This is a genomic window from Pseudomonas sp. LB-090624 (assembly GCF_003205205.1).
Taxonomy (GTDB): Bacteria; Pseudomonadota; Gammaproteobacteria; order Pseudomonadales; family Pseudomonadaceae; genus Aquipseudomonas.
This window is the reverse complement of the sequence record NZ_QJRL01000010.1, coordinates 151,420-161,332: the sequence shown is the minus strand read 5'-3', so window position 1 is coordinate 161,332 and position 9,913 is coordinate 151,420. Positions and strand designations below refer to the sequence as shown.

The window sequence follows — 9,913 nt, the reverse complement described above, 5'->3', positions numbered from 1 at the left end:
CAAACCTCACAGGAATAATTGGCCCGAAATAGACGTAGGAGCGAGCGCAGCTCGCGATGCGCCGCGCGGGCGGCGCTCGATCTCATAGGCGCAGACGATCTTATGGCGAACGTCCGCAATGGGTCGATTCCTGCCGGTCAACACGTACCCGTGCGCTGGCGCATCCGATGTAAATGGCTGGTCAAGTCGAATGCAAGCAGATGGTCAAGTAGGATGCAAACGCTTGGTCAAACTAGGTGCAATTTCCCGAAAAGCATTCGTTGACACGGCGAGGGGGCGTCACGCCAGCTTCGCTGCCAGTTCCTCCGCCGTAATGTTGTAATACCGCTTCAGCATGTTCACCTCCCGGTGCCCCGTCACGCTTGCTAGCTCGATCAGGTTCGGCAGCTTGGTCGCGAGCCTGCATGTAGCTTCATGTCGTAGATCGTGGAAGCGCAGGTCGAGCAGAAAGTCCTCCTGAGGCGCCACACATGCCTGCTCGCAGTCAGCCAAGTACTTTGACCGCGCGCGCTCCAGCCCCCGCACAAAAGCTTTTTTGAGAGCATCAGCGGTGGTTGGGAATACTCGACCGCACAGGGACCGTGGTAGTCCTCTCAGCAGTTGGATCGCATTGGGTGAGAGCGGAATCGTCCTCGGCAATCCATTCTTGGTCGCTGGCAAATGAGCGGTCCGGCGGTCCAGGTTCACGTGCTTCCAGCGCAGCTCGAAAATCTCGCCACGCCGCATGGCTGTTTCAATCGCCAGTTGGACAATGGGGCGTATCCAAGGATTGTGAGAGGCATCAGCATAGGTGCCGTCCGGACGGCGTTCGCAAAGCTCCAACGCGCCGAGGATGTATTGCTCTTCAACCGGATCGAGCCGCCGTGAGCGTTCGTCGTTGTAGCTTGGGCGGCTAACCATCCGCACCGGGTTCTCCGCAAGATGAATACCCCACTCGCGGCGTGCGACCTCAATCACGCACTGGAACAAAGCCAGCTCACGCTTCACCGTATTGCCCTTGCGGATCTTCAGGCGCTCATCACGGTAGCGGGCAAAATCTGAAGAGGTGAGGGTCGCAACGATGCGTGTTGCCAGCGGATGACGCTTGAGCGCTTCCAGGCGTTTGATTTCCGAGTACGCGCCTTTGTGCTTCGGAGCGACCTCGGAGATATAGCGATCGATGAGTTGATGAAAGGCGGTACGTTCAGCCTCGACCCGAGAGACGAAGATGCCCCGGTCGATTTCGCTTTCGATCATACGTGCCCAGGCTTGGGCGTCGGCTTTGGTTTCGAAGGTTTTGCGCTGGGCTGGATAGCCCTTACGGCGAATTTGCGCTTCCCACTGATACTCGCCGCGATTCCTGATTGTTGCCATTTCGACCATCCCCACCACACTTGAGTGTGGCAAATTTGTGGCAAAAACGACTTTCAGGACTAGGACAGGTTTCTGTCAGAAGCGCTAACCCCTTGTGACACAAGGGAAAGAAGATGGCGCACTCGGCGGGATTCGAACCCACGACCCCTGCCTTCGGAGGGCAGTACTCTATCCAGCTGAGCTACGAGTGCAACGCGCAGGCATCATACCCATCTGCGCCGTTGGAGTCCATCGCCTTGATCTGTAGCCTTTTTTACCCTTTTAGAGCAGACCCCTGCGGGGGACTGCAAGTCAGAGTGCTATCAGCTCTGGCCGCAGCCCTTCTACCCGGCGAGCCGGCGCTGGCAGGTAGTCACCGTCGCCGGTGATCTGGTGCAGCACTTTTTCGCGCAGGCCGTGCAGGGCCACGCCGGTACGCAAGCGCGGGTGCGGCAGGTCGATTTCCACCACCGACTTGATCCGCCCCGGACGCGGCTCCAGCACCACTACCCGGTCGGCCAGGTAAGTGGCTTCCTCTGCATCGTGGGTCACCAGCAGGATAGTGATGCCGGCCCGTTCGCGAATGGCCAGCAGCTCGTCCTGCAATTGTTGGCGGGTCAATGCATCCAGCGCGCCGAATGGCTCGTCGAGCAACAGGATACGCGGGCTGGCGACCAGACCACGGGCGATCGCCACGCGCTGCGCCATGCCGCCGGACAACTGGTGCGGGTAGGCCGACTCGAAGCCGACCAGCCCCACCAGTTGTACGAATTCATGCACCCGCCGGGCGCGTTCGCCTTGGGTGAGCGGTTCGTTGACCAGGCCCAGGGCGATGTTCTGTTCCACGTTCAACCACGGAAACAGGCGGTGCTCCTGAAACACGATGCCGCGCTCGCCACCTATGCCGCCGACCGCATGGCCGTCGACCCGAATGCTGCCACTGTAGTCCGTATCCAGCCCCACCAGCAGGCGCAGCAGGGTGGACTTGCCACAGCCAGAGGCGCCCACGATGGCGATGAACTCGCCCTGATTGATCGACAGGTTGAAGTTGCGGATGGCCTCGAGCGGTTGGCCGTCGACGCAGAATACTTTGCCAACCTCCTCGAAACTTACCAAGGGCGGGGTGGCGTCGGGCTGGTTCGCCGCGTGCAGGTGCGAGGTGTTGAAGGCGTTCATGCGGTTCTCCAGCGCGTGGCGCGCGATTCAAGGCGTTGTCCAAGGGTGCCGAGCAGGGCGCCGACCAGGCCGATCAGCAGCATGGCGGCCATCACCTGGTCCATGCGGAACAGTTGCTGCGCGCCGATCATCAGGCTGGCGATCCCGCCGTCCGAGGGCATGAAGTATTCGGCGCCAATGGTGCCCAGCCAGGCGTAGATCAGCGATAGCCGCAGGCCGGCGAAGATCGCCGGTGCCGCGCCGGGCAGCACCAGCAGGCGCAAGCGCTGCCAGAGGTTCAGGCGCAGGGTACGGGCCGCTTCGCCAAGTTGCGGCGAGAGGCTGGCAATGCCCCGTTGGGTGGCGATAAGCAGTGGAAAGAACGCCGCCATGCCGACAAACACCTGTTTGGCCCCTTCACCCAGCCCGAACCAGGCGGTGAGCAGCGGTACCCAGGCGAACAGGGCCACTTGGCGTACTGCTGTCAGGCTTGCGCCGAACAGGCGCTCGGCATGGCTGGACAACCCTAGCAGCAACCCGGCCAACAGGCCTGCACTGCCGCCCAGTAGCAGGCCGCTCAGGGTGCGCTGCAGGCTCAGCAGCAAGGCCTGCGGCAGCGATCCATCGGCCAGGCCGATCAACAAGGTCCGTAGCACTTCAAGTGGCGAGGTCAGGATGTTGCTGTCGACCCAGCCAAAGCGGGTGCTGGCCTGCCACAATGCCAACAGCGCCAGCGGTAGCAGCAGGCTTTGCCAACCGCTCGGTACGGGGCCACGCTGCTGTTCCCCGGTGGCCGCTTGCGGCCAGTACAGCAGGCGCTTTTCCACTGCTGAAAAGCCATGCTCCAGCACCGCGCCGACCAGGCCGATCACCAGGATGCACAGCAGCACCAGGTCGAGCATGAACAGCTGCCGGCCCCACACCATCAGGTAACCGATACCTTCGCTGGAGGCCAGCAGCTCGACCGCCAGCAGCGAGGTCCAGCCGGTGGCCAAGGCCAGGCGTATGCCCGTAAGGAAAGCGGGCAGGGCGGCCGGCAGCAACAGGCGTAGAAACAGCAGGTGACGCGGCAGGCGCAATGCTGCAGCAGCCTCACGCAGCTTGGGCTGGGCATCGCGCACCCCAACCAGCGTGTGCAAGGTGACGGGGACCACCACTGCTTTCACCAGTACCACCAGCTTGAGCAGCTCACCAATGCCGAAGAACAGCATGAACAACGGAATCCAGGCCAGCGTGGGAATCTGCGCCAGCGCCACGAAGGTCGGCAAAACCAAAGTCTGAGCCCGCCGCGAGCCTCCCAGCCACACCCCCAGCAGCAAGCCACTGCCGATGCCGACCGTCAGCCCCCAGAACAGTCGCTGTAGGCTTATCCACAGGTGCCCCCACAGCTCGCCGGAGCCGAACTCCAAAGCGCTCTGCCACACCAGCGCCGGCGCCGGCAGTATCTGCTCGCTCATCCAGTGCTGCCGAGTAGCCAGCACCCAAAGCAGGGCGATGGTTACCGGCACCACCCAAGGCAACACCCACTGTGCAAGGGCTGCGCGGCCTCTGTGGGAGCGGCCTTGCGCCGCGAATGGGCCGCCCAGCGGCCCCCGAGGCCACCCCCGATCTTTATTAAGAACTCCATTCATCGGCCATTTCTCGCGACGTTTTTAGTTTATGCATTTAAGGAATTAAAAAATCTTAAAATAAACGTTCAAGAGATAAGACCATGCACTCACTGCATGCGGAAGCCTCTATCCATTGCGTTTTCCTCATATTTTCGATGCGTTTTTCGCAACCCTGGCTCGGGGCCGCATAGCGCGTGATTTATGTCTTTCAGTTACTGAAGAATGAAGTTTTGATCTTTGTAGGTTCTAACCAGACCTGCCTAGCTTCTGGCCAAAGCGCCGGCCATCGCCGGTGGCAGCCTGCCAAGGAGCCTTGCCATGAACACCCCGTTGCGTCACCTGATAACCGCCCTTGGGCTGGCCTTCAGCCTCAGCGGCCATGCCGCTGAACCCGCCAAGCCGCAAAGTATCCGCATCGCCGTGCCCGACCTTAGCGCTGGCAACAAGCCCAGCGCCGGTGGCGTGGTTGATGTGCTGCGTGACCAGCAACTGCTGGAGAAGGAGTTCGCCAAGGATGGCATCCGCATCGACTGGCATTTCTTCAAGGGCGCCGGGCCTGTGGTGAACGAAGCGTTGGCCAACGGCCAGGCCGACTTCGCCTACCTGGGCGACCTGGCAGCGATCGTCGGCAAGGCCAACGGCCTCGACACCCGTGTGCTGTCTGCCGGCGTGCGCGGGGTAAAAAGCTACCTGGGTGTGGTGCCCGGTTCGGGCATCAATACCTTGCACGACCTCAAGGGCAAGCGCGTTGCGGTATTCCGCGGTACTGCCAACCAGCTGTCGTTCGCCAGCGCCCTTGCCAGCCAGGGCCTGAGCGAGCGCGAGCTGAAAGTGATCAACCTCGATTTCAATGCCGCCAATGCTGCGCTGGCGGCCAAGCAGGTCGACGCCACCTGGGGGCTGTCCAACCTGCTGTCGCTGCGAGAGCGTGGGCTGGTCGAGTTGCCTGTCAATTCGCGTGACCTGCAGGGTGCCGGCAGTACCCAGGCAGTGCTGCTGGGCACTGGCGACTTCATACGTAAGTACCCCGAGCTGGTGCAGCGCCTGGTCAATGCCCAGGAGCAGGCAAGCGCCTGGCTACGCGACGAGCACAACCGCGAGGCCTACATCGACCTGGTGGCCAGCAACGCCAATTGGCCGCGCAGCATCCTCAGCGATGACCTGGCCAAGGAAGACCTTGCCCACTACTTCGACCCGCGGCTGGACGCCGACTTTGTCAGCCAGTTGCAGCAGGGCGTCGACCTGGCAGCCAAGGAGCGCCTGATCCGCCGTGGCTTCCAGGTGGCCGACTGGATCGAACCGCGTTTCCTCGATACCGCGCTGAAACAGGAACAGGCCGTACAGGCCGCCCGCTGAACCCGCAAGCAACCCGACCATCACCGCAAGGACCACAACCATGAGCAATGCCGCCCTGGCCACCGCGCCACAAGCCCTCGAACTCGATATTCACCCGGTCGCCGGGCGTATCGGCGCCGAAATTCGCGGGGTACAGCTGTCCGCCGACCTCGACGCCGCCACCCTCGATGCCATTCAGGCTGCGCTGGTGAAACACAAGGTCATTTTCTTCCGTGGCCAGACGCACCTCGATGATCACAGCCAGGAAGCCTTCGCCAAGCTGCTCGGCGAGCCCGTGGCCCACCCCACCGTGCCGGTGGTGGACGGCACCAGCTACCTGTTGCAGCTCGACGGCGCCGAGGGCCAGCGGGCCAACTCCTGGCACACCGACGTGACGTTCGTCGACGCCTACCCCAAGGCCTCGATCCTGCGCAGCGTGGTGGCGCCTGCCTCCGGTGGCGACACCGTGTGGGCCAACACGGCTGCGGCCTATCAAGAGCTGCCTGAACCGCTGCGCGAGCTGGCCAATAAACTGTGGGCGGTGCACAGCAACGAGTACGACTACGCCAGCATCAAGCCTGACGTGGACCCCTCCAAGCTGGAGCGTTATCGCAAGGTCTTCACCTCCACGGTGTACGAGACCGAGCACCCGGTGGTGCGAGTGCACCCGATCAGTGGCGAGCGGGTACTGCAACTGGGGCACTTCGTTAAGCGCATCAAGGGTTATTCGTTGGCGGATTCGCAGCACCTGTTCGCGGTGTTGCAAGGGCATGTGACGCGCCTTGAGAACACCGTGCGCTGGCGCTGGCAGGCGGGGGACGTAGCGATCTGGGATAACCGGGCAACGCAGCATTATGCGGTGGATGATTATGGGACTCAGCCGCGCGTGGTGCGGCGGGTGACCTTGGCCGGGGAGGTGCCGGTGGGTGTGGATGGCCAGTTGAGCCGGACAACTCGCAAGGGCTGAGAGGTTCAGATGACCCTGTGGGAGCGGGCTCACAGGCGGGGTACCCGCCTGTTACATTTCGGTATCACAGGCAATCAACTGCCTGACCAGTGCCTGCGCCAACGGCGACAAGCCATACCCCACCCGGCTTACCACGCCATAGCGGGTATGGCACGCCTCTTCCTGCTCCGGCGTAAGGTCCGCCAGCTTCAACTGCACTAGCCCACCCTCGCGTTGATACGGCTGCAAATTGGCATTGCAGGCAATGCCGATGGTGTCCGAATGCATTACCACATTCAGCAACGCATACCCGTGTTCGCACTCCACTGCTGGCAAGAAGTCCTGCCGCCCGCTGAGGTCGCTGAGGATCTTGCGGATGTTCGGCGGGCGGAAGGTGGTGGCCATCGGGTAGTCGAACAGGTCGCGCGCCTGCACGATCTCCTGCTGCGTCAGAGGGTGCCCGGCGCGGCAGCAGAAATGCCAGCGCTGTGGCGTCAGCTTGTGCACTTGGTAATCCGGGTCGGATTCGAACTGGCGTGTGTCGGCGACGAAGAACTCGATCTCCTCGGCCACCAGCTTACGGTTCAATGCTTGCCAGTTGTCCACCTGGAAGCAGGTTCGCGCCGCCGGGTACTCGGCAACGAAGCGCGCTACCGCCCGCGGCACCAGGCCACCGGCCGGCGCTGGGCCGGAACCGAAGCGCACCACGCCGGTGGTGGCACCGTTGAACTGGTGAATTTCGTTAACCAGCTTGTGTGCCCCATGCACTAGCCGCCGCGAGTGCTCCAGCACCAGAAGACCCTGGCGGGTGGGTGCCAGCTCCTTGCTGGCGCGGTCGACCAGGCGGCAGCCGACGTTGTGTTCCAGGGTCTGAATGCTACGGCTGAAGGCCGATTGCGACAGATTCACCGCCGCCGCTGCCGCGACGAAGCTGCGGTGTTCGACAAGGGCGATGTAGTGGCGCAGCTGACGCAGATCGATATGCATTTTCTACATTGAAACCTTCGGTGAAATGCAATTGCTGACAAGGGTGAGTCCCCTTATAAAGGGACTTACTTATTCCACAAAATATGAAATACAAATATTTATATATCTTAAAAGAATATAAGCCCGACTTACCGCGATTCGGTTCCGCCAACGGAAATGCTCGCCCAGGGCCCATGCCTCAAGGAGCATTTGCATGTCCGGACTTTCCCGTTGGCCTGCGCGCGCGTCGCGTTTCACCCTGCAACCCTTGGCCGCTGGCGTACTGCTGGCGGCATCCTCTGGCAGCTTCGCTGAAGACGCGGTCATAGCCGCCAGCCCGACGGTGGAGCAGGAAGCCAAGCTAGGCACCGTCACAGTCAACGCCCGCCGCCGCGAAGAAACCGCGCAGAGCGTGCCCACGCCGATCAGCGTACTCGACAGCGAAACCCTGGAAACCCAGCACATCTACCGCGTGCAGGATTTGCAACAGCTGGTGCCCAGCACCAACGTCGCCTACGTGCATGCCCGCCAGTCGAGCATCTCGATTCGTGGCCTGGGTAACAACCCGGCCAGCGATGGCTTGGAGGGCAGCGTTGGCATCTATCTCGACAACGTCTACCTCGGTCGCCCCGGCATGGCGGTATTCGACCTGCTGGATGTGGAGCAGCTGGAAGTACTGCGCGGCCCGCAGGGCACGCTGTTCGGCAAGAACACGACTGCCGGCGTGCTCAACATCACCACGCGCAAGCCGACTTTCCACCGTGAAGGCAGCATTCAGCAGTCGATCGGGGAGGACGGCTATCTGCAAACCCAAGGCAGCTTCTCGGGGCCGCTCAGCGATACCCTGGCCGGCCGCATCAGTGCCTACCGCACCGAAGACGACGGCTATGTAAAGAACATCCACAACGGTGACGATCTCAACGGCGGCAAGCGCCAAGGCTTTCGCACACAGCTGCTGTTCAAACCCAGCGAAACCTTCAACCTGCGCTGGATAGGCGAATACAACGAAGAAGACTCCAACAACGGCATCCTCAGCCTGTACAGCACCGGCCCCACCATCAATGGCGTGAACCGCTACGAAAGCCTGGCTGCCCAGGCGGGCGCAACGCTGGTGTCGGGCAAGGACCGCAAGGTCAATTTCGACGCTGACCAGCAGGTGACGGTGTTCCAGGGCGGCACTTCGGTGGAGGCCAACTGGACCCTTCCCAACGACTTCACCCTGACGTCGATCACTGCCTACCGCTGGTGGGACTTCACCCCGCGCAACGACGATGGTCTGAACGTGCCAGTGTTCTATAGCGCCGGGGTTTCGGTACGTGACAAGCAGTACTCGCAAGAAATTCGCCTGGCTTCACCTACGGGTGGCGCCTTCGACTACGTGCTGGGTGCCTATTACTTCAAGCAGGATCTGGACAATAAATCCTTTACTTACTACGGGCCGCAGGCGGATGTCTGGAACCTCACACCAGCCGGGGCACTGAACAACGTCAATACCATTGGCGATGGGCACATCGATACCGACAGCTATGCGCTGTTCGCGCAAGGCACCTGGCATGTCACCGACCGGCTGGATTTTACCGCCGGCATCCGGGGCACCTATGAAGAAAAGAGCGCCTGGGTGACCCGCGATGCACCGGAGGGCGGCGCCGCTGTCACCGGGGCTGCTGCTGCCGCGCGCCAGGCCCGCATAGGGGCCTACGATTCGGGTGACCTCAACCAGTACAGCTTCAGCCCTTCCGGCCTGTTGGGCCTGAGCTACCGCTTCAACGAACAGCTGCTGGGCTACGCCACCCTGACCCATGGTGAGAAGTCTGGTGGCATCAACCTCACGGTTGGCGCTGCGCCCCGGCTGGGCACCGATTCGCTGCTGGTCGGCACCGAGCGGGTCAACAATGCCGAGCTGGGTTTGAAAAGCACCCTGTTCGACGGCCGCCTGCAGCTCAACAGCAACCTGTTCTGGGCCGAAGTGCACGGCTACCAGGCCAACGTTTATGACCAGATCAACCGCGTGCAGTACCTGGCCAACGCCGGCCGCGTGCGCTCGCGTGGCCTGGAGTTCGAGGCCACGGCGCTGCCGATCCGCGGCCTTACGGTCAACTTCAACGGCTCGTGGAACGACGTGCGCTACACCGAATACAAGGACGCACCATGCCCGGCCGAAGTGAGCCTGGCCAACGCCACCGCCACCTGCGACCTGTCCGGGCACCAGGTGGTTGGCGCCTCCAAGTACATCGCCAACCTCAACACGCAGTACAAGTGGCAGGCCAGCGAGCATGTCGAGCCCTACGTCACCGCCAGTTACGCCTTCCGTTCGAAGGCAGTGGGCACCATCGACGATTCCGATTTCGGCCAGATCCCCAGCTACGCGCTGGTCAACCTTTCCGCTGGTGTGCGCCTGGACCAGGGCGACGGCGTGGTCGACCTGTCGCTGTGGGTGAAAAACGCCGGCGATAAGACCTACTTCACCAGCCTGTGGAACTCCGCCAACGGTGGCTATGCCGGCGTGCTAGGCACGCCGCGTACGTTCGGTGCCACTGCCCGTTACGACTTCTGAGCACAAGGAGCTTTG

The 9,913-nt window shown here is 62.1% G+C and carries 7 protein-coding genes and 1 tRNA gene; 3 read left to right on the top strand and 5 right to left on the bottom strand.

The genetic code is table 11. The features are described 5' to 3' along the window. Nucleotides 1-279: 279 nt before the first annotated feature. From DMX11_RS12775 to DMX11_RS12760, 4 genes are all read right to left on the bottom strand, one after another. The gene (locus DMX11_RS12775; protein ID WP_256590614.1) at nt 280-1,362 is read right to left on the bottom strand and encodes a site-specific integrase; all 1,083 of its coding nucleotides are present in this window, start codon (nt 1,360-1,362) and stop codon (nt 280-282) included. Between the two features lie 105 nt (nt 1,363-1,467). Continuing rightward, nucleotides 1,468-1,544, bottom strand: a tRNA-Arg gene (locus DMX11_RS12770). A 100-nt stretch (nt 1,545-1,644) separates the two neighbouring features. Further along, complete coding sequence (locus DMX11_RS12765; RefSeq protein WP_110744849.1) at nt 1,645-2,508, bottom strand: ABC transporter ATP-binding protein; 864 nt, start codon at nt 2,506-2,508, stop codon at nt 1,645-1,647. Further along, nucleotides 2,505-4,118: an ABC transporter permease gene (locus tag DMX11_RS12760; protein WP_256590613.1), complete on the bottom strand. Its 1,614-nt coding sequence runs from the start codon at nt 4,116-4,118 to the stop codon at nt 2,505-2,507. Before DMX11_RS12760 ends, DMX11_RS12765 begins: the two co-directional genes overlap by 4 nt. A gap of 297 nt (nt 4,119-4,415) precedes the next feature. Here DMX11_RS12760 and DMX11_RS12755 point away from each other — a divergent pair, with 297 nt between their 5' ends. Both DMX11_RS12755 and DMX11_RS12750 read left to right on the top strand, forming a co-directional pair. Next, nucleotides 4,416-5,453: an ABC transporter substrate-binding protein gene (locus DMX11_RS12755; protein ID WP_110744848.1), complete on the top strand. Its 1,038-nt coding sequence runs from the start codon at nt 4,416-4,418 to the stop codon at nt 5,451-5,453. 40 nt (nt 5,454-5,493) lie between these two features. Beyond that, on the top strand, nt 5,494-6,399 hold the full coding sequence (locus DMX11_RS12750; RefSeq protein WP_110744847.1) for a TauD/TfdA family dioxygenase: 906 nt from the start codon (nt 5,494-5,496) through the stop codon (nt 6,397-6,399). 51 nt (nt 6,400-6,450) lie between these two features. Here DMX11_RS12750 and DMX11_RS12745 read toward each other — a convergent pair whose 3' ends face one another. Then, nucleotides 6,451-7,365 carry a LysR family transcriptional regulator gene (locus DMX11_RS12745; RefSeq protein WP_110744846.1) on the bottom strand — a complete coding sequence of 305 codons (915 nt, stop codon included), beginning with the start codon at nt 7,363-7,365 and terminating at the stop codon, nt 6,451-6,453. Nucleotides 7,366-7,558: 193 nt separating this feature from the next. Here DMX11_RS12745 and DMX11_RS12740 point away from each other — a divergent pair, with 193 nt between their 5' ends. After that, nucleotides 7,559-9,898 (top strand): TonB-dependent receptor, encoded by a 2,340-nt coding sequence (locus DMX11_RS12740; protein WP_110744845.1) that lies wholly within the window; start codon nt 7,559-7,561, stop codon nt 9,896-9,898. The last annotated feature ends 15 nt before the right edge of the window (nt 9,899-9,913 follow it).

Bases quoted from the DNA above. Each gene is read 5' to 3' on its own strand.
- DMX11_RS12775 (WP_256590614.1), bottom strand. From the start codon at position 1,362: ATGGTCGAAATGGCAACAATCAGGAATCGCGGCGAGTATCAGTGGGAA.
- DMX11_RS12765 (WP_110744849.1), bottom strand. From the start codon at position 2,508: ATGAACGCCTTCAACACCTCGCACCTGCACGCGGCGAACCAGCCCGAC.
- DMX11_RS12760 (WP_256590613.1), bottom strand. From the start codon at position 4,118: ATGAATGGAGTTCTTAATAAAGATCGGGGGTGGCCTCGGGGGCCGCTG.
- DMX11_RS12755 (WP_110744848.1), top strand. From the start codon at position 4,416: ATGAACACCCCGTTGCGTCACCTGATAACCGCCCTTGGGCTGGCCTTC.
- DMX11_RS12750 (WP_110744847.1), top strand. From the start codon at position 5,494: ATGAGCAATGCCGCCCTGGCCACCGCGCCACAAGCCCTCGAACTCGAT.
- DMX11_RS12745 (WP_110744846.1), bottom strand. From the start codon at position 7,365: ATGCATATCGATCTGCGTCAGCTGCGCCACTACATCGCCCTTGTCGAA.
- DMX11_RS12740 (WP_110744845.1), top strand. From the start codon at position 7,559: ATGTCCGGACTTTCCCGTTGGCCTGCGCGCGCGTCGCGTTTCACCCTG.